The organism is Methylomonas koyamae (assembly GCF_019669905.1).
Classification (GTDB): Bacteria; Pseudomonadota; Gammaproteobacteria; order Methylococcales; family Methylomonadaceae; genus Methylomonas; species Methylomonas koyamae.
On record NZ_AP019777.1, the window covers coordinates 3,322,898 to 3,339,302 of the forward strand.

Annotated in this window: 15 protein-coding genes; 7 read left to right on the forward strand and 8 right to left on the reverse strand. The window is 56.7% G+C overall.

The window, feature by feature from the left end; all coding sequences use genetic code 11:
• Positions 1-71: 71 nt before the first annotated feature.
• Positions 72-1,076, forward strand: coding sequence for an aminoglycoside phosphotransferase family protein (locus tag MKFW12EY_RS14890; RefSeq protein ID WP_054759807.1), 1,005 nt, complete (start codon positions 72-74; stop codon positions 1,074-1,076).
• The gene (gene murU, locus MKFW12EY_RS14895; RefSeq protein WP_054759806.1) at positions 1,073-1,789 is read left to right on the forward strand and encodes an N-acetylmuramate alpha-1-phosphate uridylyltransferase MurU; all 717 of its coding nucleotides are present in this window, start codon (positions 1,073-1,075) and stop codon (positions 1,787-1,789) included. The genes MKFW12EY_RS14890 and murU overlap by 4 nt, the downstream gene beginning before the upstream one ends.
• Here the strand turns inward: murU and hemJ are convergent.
• The 6 genes from hemJ to pyrC all read right to left on the reverse strand — a co-directional run bounded on the left by hemJ (position 1,776) and on the right by pyrC (position 6,846).
• A complete protein-coding gene (hemJ, locus tag MKFW12EY_RS14900) occupies positions 1,776-2,201 on the reverse strand; it encodes a protoporphyrinogen oxidase HemJ (RefSeq protein WP_054759817.1) in 426 nt (141 codons plus the stop codon). The genes murU and hemJ overlap by 14 nt on opposite strands.
• Before the next feature lie 15 nt (positions 2,202-2,216).
• Complete coding sequence (locus tag MKFW12EY_RS14905) at positions 2,217-2,708, reverse strand: DUF4124 domain-containing protein (RefSeq protein ID WP_221053286.1); 492 nt, start codon at positions 2,706-2,708, stop codon at positions 2,217-2,219.
• A 110-nt stretch (positions 2,709-2,818) separates the two neighbouring features.
• Complete coding sequence (locus MKFW12EY_RS14910; RefSeq protein ID WP_064021070.1) at positions 2,819-3,190, reverse strand: lipid-A-disaccharide synthase N-terminal domain-containing protein; 372 nt, start codon at positions 3,188-3,190, stop codon at positions 2,819-2,821.
• Between the two features lie 42 nt (positions 3,191-3,232).
• Entirely contained in the window at positions 3,233-3,958 is a 726-nt protein-coding gene (locus MKFW12EY_RS14915) for a glycosyltransferase family 2 protein (RefSeq protein WP_054759802.1), read from the reverse strand.
• A 72-nt stretch (positions 3,959-4,030) separates the two neighbouring features.
• A complete protein-coding gene (locus MKFW12EY_RS14920; protein ID WP_221053287.1) occupies positions 4,031-5,614 on the reverse strand; it encodes an ArnT family glycosyltransferase in 1,584 nt (527 codons plus the stop codon).
• A 191-nt stretch (positions 5,615-5,805) separates the two neighbouring features.
• On the reverse strand, positions 5,806-6,846 hold the full coding sequence (gene pyrC, locus MKFW12EY_RS14925) for a dihydroorotase (protein ID WP_221053288.1): 1,041 nt from the start codon (positions 6,844-6,846) through the stop codon (positions 5,806-5,808).
• Between the two features lie 113 nt (positions 6,847-6,959).
• Between pyrC and MKFW12EY_RS14930 the strand changes: the two genes are divergently transcribed.
• From MKFW12EY_RS14930 to MKFW12EY_RS14940, 3 genes are all read left to right on the forward strand, one after another.
• On the forward strand, positions 6,960-7,232 hold the full coding sequence (locus tag MKFW12EY_RS14930) for an FmdB family zinc ribbon protein (protein ID WP_054759793.1): 273 nt from the start codon (positions 6,960-6,962) through the stop codon (positions 7,230-7,232).
• Positions 7,233-7,295: 63 nt separating this feature from the next.
• Positions 7,296-9,086: an aspartate--tRNA ligase gene (gene aspS / locus MKFW12EY_RS14935; protein WP_054759791.1), complete on the forward strand. Its 1,791-nt coding sequence runs from the start codon at positions 7,296-7,298 to the stop codon at positions 9,084-9,086.
• A gap of 244 nt (positions 9,087-9,330) precedes the next feature.
• Positions 9,331-9,597: a hypothetical protein gene (locus MKFW12EY_RS14940; protein ID WP_054759789.1), complete on the forward strand. Its 267-nt coding sequence runs from the start codon at positions 9,331-9,333 to the stop codon at positions 9,595-9,597.
• A 107-nt stretch (positions 9,598-9,704) separates the two neighbouring features.
• On the opposite strand, the gene epmA is transcribed toward MKFW12EY_RS14940, so the two are convergent.
• Together epmA and efp are read right to left on the reverse strand one after the other, a co-directional pair.
• Positions 9,705-10,685, reverse strand: coding sequence for an EF-P lysine aminoacylase EpmA (gene epmA, locus MKFW12EY_RS14945; protein WP_221053289.1), 981 nt, complete (start codon positions 10,683-10,685; stop codon positions 9,705-9,707).
• Positions 10,685-11,254 carry an elongation factor P gene (gene efp / locus MKFW12EY_RS14950; protein WP_054759815.1) on the reverse strand — a complete coding sequence of 190 codons (570 nt, stop codon included), beginning with the start codon at positions 11,252-11,254 and terminating at the stop codon, positions 10,685-10,687. The genes epmA and efp overlap by 1 nt, the downstream gene beginning before the upstream one ends.
• Before the next feature lie 73 nt (positions 11,255-11,327).
• Here efp and epmB point away from each other — a divergent pair, with 73 nt between their 5' ends.
• Positions 11,328-12,314, forward strand: a complete 987-nt coding sequence (gene epmB, locus MKFW12EY_RS14955; protein ID WP_221053290.1) for an EF-P beta-lysylation protein EpmB — start codon at positions 11,328-11,330, stop codon at positions 12,312-12,314.
• A 98-nt stretch (positions 12,315-12,412) separates the two neighbouring features.
• Complete coding sequence (locus MKFW12EY_RS14960; protein WP_221053291.1) at positions 12,413-16,402, forward strand: PAS domain-containing protein; 3,990 nt, start codon at positions 12,413-12,415, stop codon at positions 16,400-16,402.
• Positions 16,403-16,405 lie beyond the last annotated feature (3 nt).

Below are 16,405 nucleotides of genomic sequence, written 5' to 3' on the forward strand. Positions count from 1 at the left end.
GCTTAGCGGATTGGAAATCGAATAAAATGCATCGGATCATTTTACCTTAGGTTTCTCAGCAAATAACAAAAATGTACGACTCCAGCATGGAAGACCGTCGCCTGGCGGCGCTAGTCGATTGGCTGCAACGCGATTTGTCGCTCGATATCAGCCAGCTCTCCCCTGCCTCCAGCGATGCCAGCTTCCGCCGTTACTTTCGCGTCGTTCATGCCGGCGGCGTGCAGATAGCGATGGACGCCCCGCCCGAGAAAGAAAACTGCGCAGCCTTTATCCGCATAGCCGGTTTAATGCGGGACGCCGGCATCCACGTGCCCGCCGTTTACCACAGCGATACCCGGCAAGGTTTTTTGCTGCTGGAAGACCTGGGCAGCGAAAATTTGCTGGACCGCCTAACTCCGGCAACGGCCGACGCGCTCTATGCCAAGGCCTTGGACAGCTTGTTCGAGTTGCAACGCAACGTGGACACCACTACTTGCCAATTACCGGAATACGATGCGGCGTTCATCGAACGCGAATTGGGCATTTTTTACGAATGGTTCCTGCAAAAATTGGTCGGCTTGGAACTGCCGCAGCCGCTGGCGGCGCAATTGAACCGGACTCTGGTCGAGTCGGCATTGGCACAACCGCGGGTCTGCGTACACCGCGACTACCACTCCCGCAACCTGATGCTGCCGGCCAACGGCGGCCTCGGCGTGATCGATTTTCAAGACGCCGTGGTCGGACCGATCAGCTACGATCCGGTCTCGTTATTGCGCGATTGTTACATAGCCTGGCCGGAACATCGCGTCGACGAATGGGTACAGGCCTACCACGCCCGCCTGTGCGAAAGCCGCTTGCTGGACGCGGATTATCCGCAATTTCGGCGCTGGTTCGATCTGATGGGCCTGCAACGCCACTTGAAAGCGATCGGCATCTTCGCCAGATTGCACTTGCGCGACGGCAAACCGAATTATTTGGCCGACATTCCGCGCACATTTGCCTACGTGGAATCCGTCTGCGCCCGCTACCCGGAACTCGGCCAATTCCGCCAATTTTTACAAGATTCGCTTAAACCCGCCTACCCGCCGATCCGATGAAAGCCATGATTCTCGCCGCCGGACGCGGCGAACGAATGCGTCCGTTGACCGACCATACCCCAAAACCGCTGCTGAGAGCCGCCGGCAAACCGCTAATCGAGTACACCCTGGAAAATCTGGCGGCCGCCGGTTTTTGCCAGATCGTGATCAATATCGCCCACCTGGGCGCACAGATTAAGGACTATTGCGGCAGCGGCGCCCGCTGGGGCCTGTCGATCGCCTATTCCGACGAAGGCGAAACCGCATTGGAAACGGCCGGCGGTATCGCCAAGGCCTTGCCGCTGTTAGGCGATGCGCCGTTCTTGGCCGTCAACGCCGATATCGTTTGCGATTTCCCGCTGCGGGAATTGCGCGAGGTAACCCCGGATCTGGCGCATTTGGTCATGATCGACAACCCGCCGCACCACCCCGAGGGCGATTTCGCACTGGCCGGTTCCGGCTTGCTGGCCGCGCATGGGGAAACCAAATTGACATTCAGCGGTATCGGCGTTTACCGCCCAGAATTATTCGAGGGCATTCCGGTCGCCCCGCTCAAATTGCGCCCGGTGCTGGATCGGGCGATACGCAACCAGCGCATAGGCGGACAAAAACATTCCGGCTTGTGGCTCGATATCGGCACCCCCGACCGGTTGGCCGAATTCGGCAACCTCATCGCCTGCGGCAGCGGCGCGGCCAGCGTTTGGGCAGGCCGATCCGCCGTCAAAACGGCTTGACCACGGCCAAGATCACGATCGCAAACAGAAACAACACCGGGATCTCGTTGACCCAGCGGAAATAAACGTGGGAATGGCGGTTACGGTCATGTTTGAAATCCAACAGCCATTTGCCGCAAAAGCCGTGGTACACCGCCAACAACAGCAGTAACGCCAATTTCAGGTGTAACCAACCGCTGGCCGAATACAACATCCAAGCATAATCGGCCAGCATCCAGACGCCGAAGGCAAAGGTACACACCATCCCCGGCGTCATGATGCCGTAATACAACTTACGTTCCATGGTTTTGAAACGCTCGTTGCTGATACTGTCGTCGCTCATCGCGTGGTAAACAAACAAACGCGGCAGATAAAACAAGCCGGCGAACCAAGTCACCATAAAAATTAAATGTAACGCTTTCAACCACAACATGACCAAGCCCGCCGTTCAGCGCAAAGTCTGGTCTTTAGCGGCCGGCCCGCTCGGCGTAACCGGGGCTACCGGCGCTTGCGGAACCGTCGGCGCCGGCAAGACCACCGGCGGCGCAACTATCATGACCGGGTTGGCGCCTTGCTGAGCCTGGCGTTCCAGAGCCGCGGCCTGTCTTTGTTGTGCTTCAACCTGCTGCTGATGGGCAATCGCGCTCTGTTTCAATGCGGCGGCGGATTCGGTTTGGTTCCTGAGTATCGCCTCGCGCCGCTCGGTTTCCAGTTTCGCGGCTTTTTTGGCGTCGTATTCGCTTTCCAAGGCCTCGCGCTTGGCTTTGGCCGCAGCCTCCACTTCCGGATCGGCTTGGATATCCAATTGCTCGGCTTTAGCCGCGGTTTGGCACGGCTTCGATTGGTAAACGGTCTTGCCGTCCTTACCCGTACATTTGTATACCTCGGCATGCGCATGCTGCCAGGCGAAAACCAGCGTGAACAGAACTAGAAACCTCATCAGACACCTCTCCGATACGTCGTTATGCTAAAGGCCCTAGTCTAGGGCAAAGCGGCCCGATTTTCCGCAAACCGGCAAAAATCGCGTTTCTAATCGCTGCCGGCACAGCATTAACCACCCAAATCTTCGTCGGCCAATTCGGCCAACGTATCCCTGTGCTCGCGCCGGATCAACATCAGATTTCTGGCATAGACAAAAGTACCCGGCAATTGCCCCAGGATGATCACCGGATCGACCCGGTGAATGCCGTATAACAACACGATCACGCCGCCGGATAAACTGAAATACCAAAAACTGACCGGGATGATGCTTTTCTGGTGGCGTTCGCTATGAATCCATTGCACGATGAAGCGCATCATGAACAGCGACTGACCGACCAAACCGATCGTGAGCCAGATGATGTCGTTGGAATCCATGCTGGACAAATGATGCTGCCATTTGTCCAGCACACGGCCAAGAAAATTAAAGATGCCCTGCTCCATCACACACCTACGCAATTCAGTACGAAAAAGGCGGTAACACGGTTAACCACGCGCCACCTCGCTGACTTGCGCCAGGCTGTGGCGCCGTTTCAGCCACACCACGCCCAAAATATCGACGATGCCGACCAACGCCCGATCCAGCGTGCCGTATTTGGATTGGCCGAAGTTGCGCGGCCGGTGGCCGACTTTTACCGAAATCACCCGGCCGCCGGCCATTTGCACCAAGGCCGGCAAGAAGCGGTGAATATGGTCGAAGTAAGGTAACGCCAGGAATTTATCGCGCAGAAACAACTTCAAGCCGCAACCGGTATCCGGCGTGGCATCGTGCAAAATCGCCTGGCGCACGGCATTGGCGAATTTCGACGAGAATTTGCGCCAGCCGGTGTCGTTGCGCTGGTGGCGATGGCCGGCCAGCATCCACAATTGCGGATCGTTTTCCGCTTGCCAAGCTGCGACCAGATGCGGAATGTCGGCCGGGTCGTTCTGGCCGTCGCCGTCCAGCGTCGCGATCCAGGAATAACGCGCGGCCAGCACGCCACTGTGCACGGCCCGACTTTGGCCGCAACTGCGCTGATGTTGCAACACCCGTAGCGCCGGGTATTGCTGCATGGCCCGCTGCAACTTGGCCGCGGTATCGTCGGTACTGCCGTCGTCGACGAATATCATTTCGTAAGCGTCACGGCCGTTCAAGGCCTGGTCAATTTCCGCGATTAACGCGTCGACATTATCGGTTTCGTTATGAACGGGAACTACGACAGAAATTTGCATAAACTCGGTAAAAGTAAAAAAGTTGGTAATTATATCAAACGCTTAAAGCAAAACCGGATTATTATCGCCCCGTCATAGCGGCTTGAGCCGGCCAAACTGGTCGGCACGGCGAAATACCAGCCAGTATTCGCGGTGACCCTGCATATAAAAAACATCCTCCGGCTTGTCTTTTTCCAGCGAAACCAAGTAGCCGGCGGGATGGCTCAGCGCCCAGCGCTCGGCCTCGGCAGCCGTCGCCAATACCGGCAACGGTTCGGTCAATCGCCCCAGAAAATTCAACTGGCCTTGGTAATTGCCGACGTAAACGTAAGGCACGCCCTGCTCGTTGAACGACTTGACCTGCAGCGCCGCCGGACGTAAATCGTAGGCCAAGCCGACATATCGAAAGAAGAAGATAAAACCGGCGAAAACCGCCGCGACCACGGCTGCCGACAGGGCCGCCGCCGGCACTGCCCGCCATCGCCAAACTGCAACGGCCAAGCCCAATGCCACCGCCAATACGCAGCTCCCCCAGTCCATCCTGACGCTCTGCACCCATTGCAACTTGGCCAAACCCGGTATCTGCGGCAGCAGCAGTAAAAAAATCCCGACCAGCGCAAACAAAGCCGGAACTAAGGATTCCGCGGCGACGGAACAGGCTGGGCGGCTGCGCGACAACACCCTGGCGACGACCAGCGCGAAAGCCGGCAGCATCGGTACCAGATAATGCAATTGCTTGCTCGGCAGAGCCGAAAACACTACGAATACCGAAACCAGCCAGATCGAGCTGAACGCCAAACCTTTATCTCCGGCAAAACCCTGGCGCAATCCCGCCCATAAACGCGGCCAGAATAGCCACGGAAACAATAACAGCGGCAAGAACTGCAAATACCAGAAAAACGGCCGGGTATGGATTTTGGTACCCACCGTGCGGTCCGCGGTTTGGTGCCACAGAATCGCATCGCCGTATTCTTGGCCGCCGGCTTGAGCCGCGGGCAGCGCCCAGGACAAAGCCAACGCCGCGCCAACCGCAATCGCTGCCAGCAGCCCTAGCCACCACGCCTTGTCCGGCGCGTGGCGATCCGCCCGCCAGAATTTGGCGAGCACAGCGGTAGGCAGCAAGTGCAGAAAAACCACCGGCCCCTTGGCCAACAAGCCCAAACCGATCGCCAAGCCGAAGTAAAGCCAGCCCTTGCGGACTTGGCCGCCCACCGCCGCCAACAGACCGACCATGCCCAGCATCACACAATCCGTCAGCAAGATGTCGAACATGGTCGACGTAGCAAACAAAGTCCAAAGCAAGGTACCGGCCAGTACCCACGGCGCCAATCCGGCAACATCGGCCTGCCCGGGCCAAAGCATTGCCGCCAAGCGCCGAACCAGCAGCAAATTAACCAGCGCCGCCAACGGCCCCACCAAACGCGGCCACCAATCGTTGACGCCGAACACGCCCCAACCGGCCTGGATCAACCAAAACAACAGCGGCGGTTTATGGCTGTAGGTGTGCCCGTTCAAATACGGCACTAAAAAATCGCCGCGCAGCCACATCTCCCAGGCCACGCTCAGATAACGGGTTTCGTCGATCGGAATCGGCGCACGAAAAAAAACGCTGAGGCTCAGCAAGAACCAGAGTAAAAATACACCCCAACGGTAAATCGGATCGCTAGATACGTTCATGTAGAAAATTTTGTAGCTGTAGCGGCTGGCTGCCGTCGCAACGCAAGACCGGACTAAAACCGATAGCCAAAGCCAGATTCATGCCATTGTGTAGATAGAGCGGTTCAGAAGTCACGCTCCGCAATTGAAAACGCCCGCGGCCGCCGCTTCAGGTTGATATGAACCGATGCAACGGTTGAATTGCCCCGCCGCTAAACCTGCAAACGCCAGGCAAGCGATTCCCCGGCACGCAGCGGCGTGATGGCAACGCCCGAATCGGCATCGGCGTATACCTCGGGCACCTGCCACACCTGTTTGGTCAAGGTCACCGTGCCGCTGTTGCGCGGCAACCCATAGAAATCGGCGCCGAAATCGCTGGCGAAGCCCTCCAACTTATCCAAAGCACCGACCGAAGCGAAGGCTTCCGCATATAACTCCAGTGCGATCGGCGCAGTGAAACAACCGGCACAACCGCATGGATTTTCCTTAAGCGAAGTCAAATGCGGCGCGCTGTCGGTGCCGAGAAAAAATTTCGGGTTGCCGCCGGTCGCCGCGCTTAGTAAGGCCTGGCGGTGATGCTCGCGCTTCAGAATCGGCAGACAGTAATAATGCGGCCGAATCCCGCCCGCCAGCATAGCATTCCGGTTATAAAGCAGATGTTGCGGCGTGATCGTCGCGCCGACATTGGCCGCAGCCGATTCGACAAATTGCACGGCTTCTGCGGTAGTCAAGTGTTCGACGACAATCCGCAATCCCGGAAATTGGCGCACAATCCGGCTAAGCGTGCGGTCGATGAAGATTTTTTCGCGATCGAAAATATCGTATTCGGCATCGGTGACTTCACCGTGAACCAGTAACGGCACGCCGTATTTTTCCATCGCTTCCAACAGCGGATAAGCCGCGTCGATATTGGCGACGCCGCCATCGGAATTGGTCGTCGCGCCGGCCGGATATAGCTTGAAGGCATAGACGTGTGCACAGTCAGCAGCGTTCTTTATTTCTTCCGCTGTCGTGTTTCCGGTCAGATATAGCGTCATCAAGGGCTGAAAAGCGGAGCCCTCCGGAAGCGCGTCCAGTATTTCCTGCCGGTAATTTAACGCTTGCGCCACGGTCGTGACCGGCGGCTTCAGATTGGGCATGACGATCGCCCTTGCGAATTGCCTGGCGCTATGGCCGATGACCGACCGCAACATACTTCCGTTTCTGACGTGCAAATGCCAGTCGTCGGGCTGGCGGATGGTCAATTTGTCCATATTCTCCGGGCGTTTTCATTTAAAATGGCGCGACATTCTAGCATTAAGGGCCTTGAAAATTTAAAACCAGCCCTTAGTAAGCGGTTTTTAGAGACTTTCAATTGGAGAAGCAGATGCCTATTTACGAATACCAATGCAACGCTTGCGGGCACGAACACGAGGCCCTGCAAAAACTGGGTGCCGAGCCTTTGGTGGTTTGCCCGGCCTGTAACGAAGCCGAATTGAAAAAGAAAATTTCCGCGGCCGGATTCAGGTTGAAAGGCAGCGGCTGGTACGAAACCGATTTCAAAAGCGGCAACAAGAAAAACGTCGCCGGCGAGAGCAAGGCTCCGGAAAAATCGGGCGGCAACAGCGGTGGCTGCGGCGGTAGTTGCGCCTGCCATTAAACTTGCCTGAAACCCCATAAATTCGTACCATCGCCAGCTTTTTGAAATATTCCGAGAGACATTATGCGTAGCCACAAGTGTGGAGAATTGAACACCCAGCATCTGGGACAAACCGTGGCCCTGTGCGGCTGGGTGCACCGCCGCCGCGACCACGGCGGCGTGATTTTTATCGACTTGCGCGACCGCGCCGGACTGGTGCAAGTGGTGTTCGATCCCGATGCGGCCGAGAGTTTCGCGATTGCCGAGCACGTGCGTAGCGAATACGTGCTGCGTATCGAAGGCATCGTCCGCGACCGCCCGGAAGGCACGCATAATCCGAATATGTCGACCGGCCAAATCGAAGTTTTGGGCAAACATATCGAAGTGTTGAACGAAGCCGAAACCCCACCGTTCCCGCTGGAAAGCGACATCGAAGTCAACGAGGAAACCCGTTTGCGCTTCCGCTATATCGATCTGCGCCGCACCGCGATGCAGCAAAAGATGAAAGTGCGCCGCGACGTGACTCGTCATTTGCGCCAATTTCTGGACGATCACGAGTTCTTCGAAATCGAAACCCCGTACCTGACCAAGGCCACTCCGGAAGGCGCTCGCGACTATATCGTCCCTAGCCGTACCCACCAGAATTCGTTCTTCGCCTTGCCGCAGTCGCCGCAGCTTTACAAACAGCTGCTGATGATCGCCGGCATGGACCGCTATTACCAAGTCGTGCGTTGCTTCCGCGACGAAGATTTGCGGGCCGACCGCCAACCGGAATTTACCCAGCTCGATATCGAGACCTCGTTCATGAACGAGCAGGAAATCATGGCGGTGATGGAAGAAATGATCCGCCGCCTGTTCAAGGACATCATCGACGTGGACTTGGGCGACCAATTCCCGGTGATGAGTTACGCCGAAGCGATGCGCCGTTACGGCTCCGACCGCCCGGACCTGCGGATTCCGCTGGAATTGGTAGACATTGCCGAGGAAATGAAAGGCGTGGATTTCAAAGTCTTCTCCGGCCCCGCTAACGATCCAAACGGCCGCGTGGTGGCAATGAAATTGCCTGAAGGCGGCGACTTGAGCCGCAGCGTGATCGACGAGCTCACCAAATTTGTCGGCATTTACGGCGCAAAAGGCTTGGCTTATATAAAAGTCAACGACTTGGCGGCCGGCGTCGAAGGCTTGCAATCGCCTATCGTCAAATTTGCCCCGGCCGATGTCTGGGCCAAAGTGATGGCGAAAGTCGGCGCGCAAAACGGCGACCTGATTTTCTTCGGTGCCGACAAAGCCGGCATCGTCAACGAAGCGATGGGCGCGTTGCGGGTTAAGCTCGGTTTGGACCGCAATCTGCTAACCGGACCTTGGAAACCGCTGTGGGTCGTCGATTTCCCGATGTTTGCCTGGGACGAGAAAGCTCAACGCTACACCGCAATACACCACCCGTTCACCGCGCCAAGCTGCTCGGTCGAAGAACTGGTCGCTAACCCGGGCAGCGCGCTGTCGCGGGCTTACGATTTGGTCTTGAACGGCACCGAAGTCGGCGGCGGTTCGATCCGGATCAACCGCACCGCGATGCAACAAACCGTATTCGACATTCTCGGCATCGGCCACGAAGAGGCCCGCGAAAAATTCGGTTTCCTGTTGGATGCCCTGAAATACGGCGCGCCGCCGCACGGCGGTATCGCCTTCGGTCTGGACCGCTTGGTGATGTTGATGACCGGCGCCGGTTCGATCCGCGACGTTATCGCCTTCCCCAAAACCCAAACTGCGGCCTGCCCGCTATTCAACGCGCCTGCCGTGGTCAGCGAAGAACAGCTCAAAGAATTGGGCATCCGTCTGCGCAAACCGGCTGGCAAAGAAGAAAAGCAAGACTAATCCGCCGCTCGGCAGCAGGCGAACCGTTAGAACGGTCCGCCTGCTCTCTACTTTCTGTCCGGCCAAAACCCGCGACAAATTGCCTTGACACAAATCAATAAATATTGCCAAACAAACATTGACTTTTTCTACGATATTGATAAGTTAATCACGTTATTTTTGTTAAATAACAGATCCGAGTCGCGGATCTTTAAACTGACACAGGGATTAGCGTCCCCGGCTCCCGATTGCGGAGGAGGTTGGTATGAACAAAATAACCCCCCATCTAATTCGCGATTTAAACGCCACACTTCCGGAAGGCACCGAATGCTATCTGTGCTCGGCGGTTAGACAAGCGCTCAGCAAATACCGTAAAGGGCGCGAACCGGCGGCTTACCTGAATAAGGAACAAGCGGTACCGATGCTTGCAACCCGTTTGGGCCGCGGCTTGAAACGCTTTTTCGTCCGGGACGTACAAGCTGCGCTCGACAGCATGGACAACCAAAAAAATCGCCTGAGCTGGCCCTTCTGACCTGGCATTTGGCAATGATTGCCTTATCCTTATATTGATCCGGAACCCATGCCGAATACCCCCTTCGCTAGAAGGGGGCGTTTTTTCTCAACAAAGCCAGCCCAGCCTCAGGCATTCGCCAACGGAAATGCCAATACCTCGGCAATCGATTCGCTGCCGGTTGCCAACATCAATAACCTGTCCAAACCAAGCGCCACACCGCTACAGTCCGGCAGACCTGAAGCCAAGGCTTCCAGCAGATACCGGTCCTTGGCAACGGCAGGCAGGCCGTTTCGATCGCGGTACGCGATTTCGCGATCGAACCGCCGTTCCTGCTCGTCGGGATCGGCCAATTCGAAAAACCCGTTGCCCAGTTCCACGCCGTTTACAAAAACCTCGAAACGCTCGCTGACGCGCGGATCGTCGCTACGGTTCCTGGCCAAAGAAGACTGTATCGCCGGATAGCCGTAAACCAGATACAGCGTGCCTGCGGCCATCGCCGGCTGTACCCGGTGGCTGAAGATAAAATCCAACCACAAGGCATGGTCGTTCCCGCACAACGCAATGGCTTCCGCTATGCCGTGGCCGGCAGCATAGGCGGCGTAAGTTTCGTGCTGGAATACCAACGGATCCAGACCCACGCTGTCCAGGAATAGTTGCCGGTAGGAAATTTGTATTGCCGGCAATGGCAGGCCGTCCGCGGCCAATAAAGACCGTACCAGCTCGGCCACCTCGGCCATTAATTGCTGCAGATCGAAGCCGACTCTGTACCATTCCAGAATCGTAAATTCCGGATTATGGAAGCGGCCGGCTTCACCGTTGCGGAAGGCCTTGCAAATCTGGTAGATACTGCCGCTGCCGGCCGCCAGCAGTCGCTTCATCGCGAACTCGGGCGAGGTTTGCAAAAACAGGGTTTGCCGTGTCGGCGGAGCCAGGTAAACGCTGCTGAAAAAATTCAACTGCGGATCGGTGCCGGTAGTCCGGCATAACAGCGGAGTTTCGACTTCCAAAACTTGGCGCTGGTCGAAAAAGCGCCTGATAGCGGCGAGCATTTGCGCGCGCCGGCGCAAATGCTCGATAGTGCAAGCAGGCTGCCAAGCAGCAGCCACTATTCTTTGACGCGGGAGACGTACTCGCCGGTACGGGTATCGACTTTGATCACTTCGCCGGTTTGCACGAACAGCGGCACCCGCACCACGGCGCCGGTTTCCAGCGTCGCCGGCTTGCCACCGCCACCGGAAGTATCGCCCTTTAAGCCCGGATCGGTTTCGGTAATCGCCAATTCGACGAAATTAGGCGGAGTCACGGATAGCGGCGAATCGTTCCACAAGGTCATCGTGCAGATATCCTGCTCCTTCAACCATTTGATGGCTTCGGACACGGCGTTTTTGTCGGCTTGGTACTGTTCGAACGTGTCAGGCACCATGAAGTGCCAGAATTCGCCGTCGCTGTACAGATATTGCATTTCCTTATCGACGACGTCGGCACCCTCCACGGTATCGCCGGATTTGAAAGTGCGCTCGATTACCCGGCCGGTTTTCAGATTGCGGATCTTGACCCGGTTGAAGGCTTGGCCTTTACCGGGCTTAACGAACTCGTTCTCGATAATCGCGCAAGGGTCGTTATCCAGCATGATCTTCAAACCGCCCTTGAACTCGTTGGTGCTAAAAGTCGCCATTTTTTCCTCGTGAAACAAACAATAAGCCGACGATTATAATGGATAAGATTTTTATTCGGAAACCGGAGCGATTTTGAACACCCCGTCCGCCACATGGCAACAGGCGTTGGCCGATGCCTTCGACAGCGTTGCCGACTTGTGCGCCTATCTGCAACTTTCACCCGCCGATTTGAGTTTACCTCGCCAAGCCACTGCATTTCCGCTGCGGGTTCCGCGCGATTTTGCAGCGCGCATGCAAGCCGGTAACCCTAACGACCCGCTGCTACGCCAAGTGTTGCCGGATCTGGCCGAATTAAACGATTACCCCGGCTACACCGACGACCCGGTCGGCGATTTGCAAGCCGTGGCCCAAACCGGCGTTATCCACAAATACCACGGCCGGATTCTGCTGATCGCCACCGGCGCTTGCGCGGTGCACTGCCGCTACTGTTTTCGCAGAAACTTTCCTTACGGCGAACTGCAATTGTCCGGCCAGAAAATCGACAGCGCGCTGGCTTACGTCGAGCAACGCCCGGACATCGGCGAAGTGATTCTGAGCGGCGGCGATCCGTTGCTGCTCAGCGACGCCAAACTCGAACGGCTTATGCGCCGCTTCGCCGAAATTGACCATATAAAGCGCATCCGAATCCATACCCGCACCCCGGTCGTGCTGCCGCAACGCATAACCGACGAGCTGTTGGCGGCATTTTCGGCGCTGCCGGCCCAGATCGTCATGGTTTTACACGTTAACCACGCCCAAGAACTCAGCGATTCGGTTAAACGAATCTGCACAGAACTCAGACGTTGCGACGTCACGCTGTTAAACCAAAGCGTGTTGTTAAAGGAAATCAACGATGACGGCGAACGGCTACGCGAGCTCAGCGAGAAATTATTCAGCTTTAATATACTGCCCTACTACCTGCATCTGCTGGACCGCGCCAGCGGCGTCGGCCATTTCGAAGTCAGCGAAGCGGAAGCGCGCAGTTTGCACCAATACCTGCAACGCCATTTGCCCGGCTATTTGGTCCCGAAGCTGGTCAAGGAACAAGCCGGAGCGGCCTTTAAAATCCCGATTTGCTAGACAGACCGGCAAAAATCGGCTGCGGCAAAATTCACATTTGCATGGCTGCAGTCTAAGATTTCCGTTTCGAGAACGGCTTACCCCCGACCCCACCCGCCATGACCGACAACGCTTCCGAACCCTCCGAGCAGCTTCCGCGCCTGGCGTTGATCGGCGCTTGCCTGCTATTGCTCTGCGATGTTGCGGTAACCTTGTTTCAGCATGTCAGCAACCGTAGCGCATTGTCCGATTTTCTCAGTTTGGTATTACCCGGAATTACCGCGCTGTTGGTATTCGGCGGCTTATTGCTGCGGCCGCCGCGCGATACCTCGCTGGCTTCTCGAATACGCCGCAATTACGATGTGCTGGACTATCCGGTGGTCGTTGCCGACAACGCCTGCCGAATACGCGGGCTTAACCGCGCCGCCGAGTTGGTTGCCGGCAAAAGCGGCGAAGAACTGCTCAATTTACCGATACACGCCTGGTTTCACCCGCGCCAATTCGACGAAAGCGAATGCCGCTTGTGCCAACACATCAAAGCCGGAAAAGCCATGGCTGGCGCCGACTTCGCCTTTCCGGGCGATCGCTGGCAGGAAATCTCGCTGCAGCGTTTGAGCTCGCGCAACAATTGCGAATTGATCGAATTCCACATCGACGTTACGCCACGCAAGCGAGTCGAAGAACAGTTGACGCTGGCGATCGACGGCGCCCAACTCGGCTATTGGGATTGGGAATACCCAACCGGCAAGCATATAGTCAACCAACGCTGGCTCGATATGCTGGGCCTGAATCCGGACGAACTGGACAATTACGTCAGCGATTGGTCGCAGCGCTTGCACCCGGACGACCGGGAACGGGTGCGAACAATAGTCGATAAGCACATTGCCTGCCGCCGCCCCTATGTCGTGGAATTCCGCATGCGGCATAAACTCGGCCACTGGGTATGGATTCAAGGCTCCGGCGCAGTGGTCGCCCACGACCCGGTCAGCGGCCGCCCCACCCGTTTATGCGGTACGCATCAAGATATCAGCCAGCGGAAGCAATCCGAGACCAATTTGCAGGCCGCCTACCAAATCATCAGCCGCAGCGGTGCGGTAGTGCTGAAATGGAATAATTCCGAGGGCTTGCCGGTCGAATTCGCCACTGAGAACGCCCGCCAGCTTTTCGGCTACGGCGCGGAACAACTGGTCAACGGCGGCATGTTTTATGCGAACTTGATCCATCCCGACGATTTGGCCGCGTTTCAACGGGAAATCGAAGCCGGCGGCGAAACACTGGAATGCCAGGAAATCGTGCATCAACCTTACCGCATCGTCACCCACGGCGGCGGCATCAAGTGGGTGCAAGACCGTAAAATGATCGTTCGCAACGAGCAAGGCCGGATTACCGATTACCAGGGTCTGGTCAGCGATATCACCCAGCAACGCCAACAAAACCGGGCGATCCGCAACATCATTTCCAGCACCGTGCCGCAGAACGCGGAATCTTTGCTGGATAACTTGACCTTGCTGACTCTGGAAACGTTGGGGGCCGATTACGCCCTGGTCGCAGAAGTATTGGAGAACGGCCGGGCACGCAGCCTGTGTTTGTGCGCGCACGGCAAAATCGTGCCTAACCAGGAATTCAACTTGCTCGACTCGCCTTGCCGCACGGTCGCGGACGGCCGGATTTGCTGCTTCGAAAGCGGCGTCAGCCAACTTTTCCCGGCGGCGGAGTGGCTGCAAGCTCTTAATATAGAAGGCTATCTCGGCATCCCGCTGCAGGACAAGCAGCAAAAAAGCTTCGGTTACATTGCCGTGTCGTATTGCAAACCGATTCCGGACGCGACGTTCGCTACCGACATCCTAAAGCTGCTCGCGCTGCAAATCAGTGCGGAATTGGCGCGCAGCCGGGCCATAGACGCGTTGCAGGACCAGCAGCAGCGCTTGCTGGATGCCCAGAGCATTTCCCATATCGGCGACTGGCGCTGGCGTTTGGCGGACGGCCATTTCAGTTGGTCGGACGAAATGTACCGCATTACCGCGACCAACAAACAGGATTTTTCCCCGGATTTTTCCGCGATTGTGACCAGGCTGGTCCACCCGGAAGACCAGGCTTTTTTCAAATCGGCGATGCAGAACGGCGTCCACGGCGGCATTATCGATTTCCGCCACCGGATCGTGTTGAGCAACAAGGAAATCCGCCACGTGCACCAGCGCGGCAAGGCCCTGCGGGATGCCGACAACAAAACCGTGGGCGTACAGGGCACCATGCAAGACATCACCGACCGCCTGCAAGCCGAGCAACGGTTATTGGAGGCCAAGCAACAAGCGGAACAAGCTACCCGGGTCAAATCCGAATTTCTGGCCAATATGAGCCACGAAATCCGCACGCCGATGAATGCGATTATCGGCCTGGTAGAACTGTGCCTGAACACCGGCATCACCGCCAAACAACGCGACTACTTGGAACGGGTCGAAACTGCATCGCGCTCGCTGATGACCATCATCGACGATATTCTGGATTTCTCGAAGATGGAAGCCGGGAAAATGCAGTTGGAATCCACCCCGTTCGTGCTCGAGGAAATGCTGGATAACGTGTTTTCCACGATGTCGGAACTCAGTGCCCGCAAAGGTCTGGCACTGGTCCGGCCGCCGGCCGACCAGACCCGTCTGGCGGTAGTCGGCGACCCGCAGCGCTTGCGGCAAATATTCATCAACTTGATCGGTAACGCCATCAAGTTCACCGAGCAGGGCGAGATCAAAGTCACGCTCAACGAATTAAGCCGTTCGGCGCAGCAGACCTGCATGCAATTCAGCATCAGCGATACCGGCATCGGCATGAACGCGGAGATGCAAGCCAGACTGTTTCAAGCCTTCAGCCAGGGCGACAGCAGCGTTACCCGCAATTACGGCGGCACCGGACTCGGTCTGATCATTTCCAAACAACTCGTCGAACAAATGGGAGGCAGCATCAGCGTCTCGAGCCGGGAAAACGTCGGCTCGACGTTCACGTTCAGCGTCAAATTGGGCATCAGCAACATGGCCTCGATCCGGCAAGCGCAATACCAGCGCAAAAATACGCTGGACGTCGACAAGCTGCATACCATAGCCGGAGCCCGGGTGTTGTTGGTCGAGGATAACGAGGTGAACCGGATTGTCGCAATCGAATTACTCAACCAAGCCGGCATCGAGGTCGAAGTGGCCGAAAACGGCGAAATCGCGCTGCAAAAACTGCAACAAACCGCATTCGACTGCGTCTTGATGGACGTACAAATGCCGGTGATGGACGGCTACCAAACCACTCAGCAATTGCGATCGATTCCAGGCTGCCAAACCCTGCCGGTGATCGCGATGACGGCCAATGCGATGAGCAACGACCGCAACAAATGCCTGCAAGCGGATATGGACGATTTCGTCAGCAAGCCGATTTTGCCGGAAACCCTCTACGCGGCGCTGGTAAAGTGGATTACGCCGCGCAACCTGACCCAGCCGAACCTACCGCCGCCGGACGCTGCCAACAACCATATCCCTTACCTTTACGGTATCGACAGCATGGTCGGCTTACAACACACGGCCGGGAACCGCACGGTTTATCGTAAGATCCTGCAAAAATTTGCCGAAAACCATGCCGATACCATGAACGAGATCAATCAGGCCCTCGCCGACAACAATTACGATAAAGTTTACCAATTAGTCCATACTTTAAAGGGATTGGTCGGCTCACTCGGCGCGCTACAGTTGCAAAGCCATTTGTTCAGGCTGGAGGAATGCTTGGCGGCTAACTCATCCGAGCGCGCGAACCAGGCGGCAATCGAGCACAATATTGCCGCGACCGCGTCGGAAATGGCCAAAGTGATTCGCGGCATCAACAGCGCACTGCCGGCCGGCGCCGAACCCGAAGCGAAAATCCGCTTGTCGCCGTTAGAAGTGAGGCAACAACTGGCATTACTGGTCAACAAATTACAAGTCTTCGACTCGGATGCGGACCGGCAGATGGAACAAATCGTGGCCGCAATCGAAGACGTAAAACTGGCGGACGCCTTGGCACCGGTCAAAAAGCAAATCGCCAACTACCAATTCGTGGAAGCCGCCCAGGCACTGAACCGTTTACTGGACTCAGGAATGTAAAGA

What these genes read in the sequence shown, in the direction of transcription:
- MKFW12EY_RS14890 (WP_054759807.1), top strand. Translation starts at nt 72, where the DNA reads ATGTACGACTCCAGCATGGAAGACCGTCGCCTGGCGGCGCTAGTCGAT.
- murU (WP_054759806.1), top strand. Translation starts at nt 1,073, where the DNA reads ATGAAAGCCATGATTCTCGCCGCCGGACGCGGCGAACGAATGCGTCCG.
- hemJ (WP_054759817.1), bottom strand. Translation starts at nt 2,201, where the DNA reads ATGTTGTGGTTGAAAGCGTTACATTTAATTTTTATGGTGACTTGGTTC.
- MKFW12EY_RS14905 (WP_221053286.1), bottom strand. Translation starts at nt 2,708, where the DNA reads ATGAGGTTTCTAGTTCTGTTCACGCTGGTTTTCGCCTGGCAGCATGCG.
- MKFW12EY_RS14910 (WP_064021070.1), bottom strand. Translation starts at nt 3,190, where the DNA reads ATGGAGCAGGGCATCTTTAATTTTCTTGGCCGTGTGCTGGACAAATGG.
- MKFW12EY_RS14915 (WP_054759802.1), bottom strand. Translation starts at nt 3,958, where the DNA reads ATGCAAATTTCTGTCGTAGTTCCCGTTCATAACGAAACCGATAATGTC.
- MKFW12EY_RS14920 (WP_221053287.1), bottom strand. Translation starts at nt 5,614, where the DNA reads ATGAACGTATCTAGCGATCCGATTTACCGTTGGGGTGTATTTTTACTC.
- pyrC (WP_221053288.1), bottom strand. Translation starts at nt 6,846, where the DNA reads ATGGACAAATTGACCATCCGCCAGCCCGACGACTGGCATTTGCACGTC.
- MKFW12EY_RS14930 (WP_054759793.1), top strand. Translation starts at nt 6,960, where the DNA reads ATGCCTATTTACGAATACCAATGCAACGCTTGCGGGCACGAACACGAG.
- aspS (WP_054759791.1), top strand. Translation starts at nt 7,296, where the DNA reads ATGCGTAGCCACAAGTGTGGAGAATTGAACACCCAGCATCTGGGACAA.
- MKFW12EY_RS14940 (WP_054759789.1), top strand. Translation starts at nt 9,331, where the DNA reads ATGAACAAAATAACCCCCCATCTAATTCGCGATTTAAACGCCACACTT.
- efp (WP_054759815.1), bottom strand. Translation starts at nt 11,254, where the DNA reads ATGGCGACTTTTAGCACCAACGAGTTCAAGGGCGGTTTGAAGATCATG.
- MKFW12EY_RS14960 (WP_221053291.1), top strand. Translation starts at nt 12,413, where the DNA reads ATGACCGACAACGCTTCCGAACCCTCCGAGCAGCTTCCGCGCCTGGCG.